This window comes from Pseudoalteromonas sp. Isolate6 (assembly GCF_022398435.1).
Classification (GTDB): Bacteria; Pseudomonadota; Gammaproteobacteria; order Enterobacterales; family Alteromonadaceae; genus Pseudoalteromonas; species Pseudoalteromonas galatheae.
Window position 1 is genome coordinate 1 of sequence record NZ_JAKEVK010000393.1, and the last position, 929, is coordinate 929.

Here is a 929-nt window from a genome sequence, read left to right on the forward strand (position 1 = left end):
GCTAAATAGTGATCTTGAGAGATGGCTCTCATTTTATTAATGACTATTTTATTTTGGAGTAAGTTGTGGGTAAGACATTCTCTTACGATGCGCTTGATGATGATTTTGCAGACGATGAATTTGAAAAGTTGGGTCGTAACCAACATGACAAGCAAAAGCGTAAAGTCAAAAGAAAGCTAGACGACTACTTAGAGCAAAAACGCCTACGTAGAAATCTAGGCGATGATGATTTCGACTATATTGATGATTGATCACTAGACGTCATCTACCAGTCTAGCACTGACAGTAATTCAATTTGGCTATGTGATTAAGCAGGGCTATGGGTTACTAGGTGCATTGTCTGAGTTACTGCGTTGTTGGTGTTCACTAAACAAGTGACGAAATATTCAGATAGTAAGCAGCCGCAAATATGCGGCTGTTTTGTTTTTATACGATTGGTATTAATCTTTAAAAGATTTATGGCAGTCTTTACAGCCTTTTGCCCAATCTTTAAATGCAGAAGCAATCAGCTTTTTGTCGCCAGAGTCAGCTGCAACAGCCAGTGCTTGAGCATACTCGGCAAATTGCTTGGCTTTGCCATCGAACTCAGCTCTGTTTGACCAAACGGCTGGTAGAGCATCAGTGTTGCCTTTGTCAGAACCGTCAATGAATGCTTCCCAAGGCATTTGCGATAATTGCGCAGCATTGTGAGCACGTTGTTTAAATACTTCAGCATCAAATGGCACTTTGCCTTTTAGCATGTCGCCCATATTACCAATCTGGAAACGGATCAATTGAAAAGATGCTTTGCGATATTCAATCGCATCTTCAGCTGATTCAAACATGGTGTTAGCTTGCGCTGTCGCGGCAAGGCAGCTAAATAGTGTGACGGTAAGTAGTTTCTTCATAGTAAACCCCTAATATTTTTCCCTATTTTCAATGTAAATTAC

Annotated in this window: 2 protein-coding genes; one reads left to right on the plus strand and one right to left on the minus strand. The window is 40.4% G+C overall.

All coding sequences use genetic code 11. The features are described 5' to 3' along the window. Positions 1 to 65 precede the first annotated feature (65 nt). Positions 66 to 251 (plus strand): hypothetical protein, encoded by a 186-nt coding sequence (locus tag L1D50_RS23090; RefSeq protein WP_010604204.1) that lies wholly within the window; start codon positions 66 to 68, stop codon positions 249 to 251. 189 nt (positions 252 to 440) lie between these two features. Here the strand turns inward: L1D50_RS23090 and L1D50_RS23095 are convergent, their stop codons facing one another. Continuing rightward, positions 441 to 887 (minus strand): cytochrome c, encoded by a 447-nt coding sequence (locus L1D50_RS23095; protein ID WP_095727085.1) that lies wholly within the window; start codon positions 885 to 887, stop codon positions 441 to 443. Between the last annotated feature and the right edge of the window lie 42 nt (positions 888 to 929).

Excerpts from the sequence above, each read along its gene's own strand:
- L1D50_RS23095 (WP_095727085.1), bottom strand. The coding sequence starts at position 887 with ATGAAGAAACTACTTACCGTCACACTATTTAGCTGCCTTGCCGCGACA.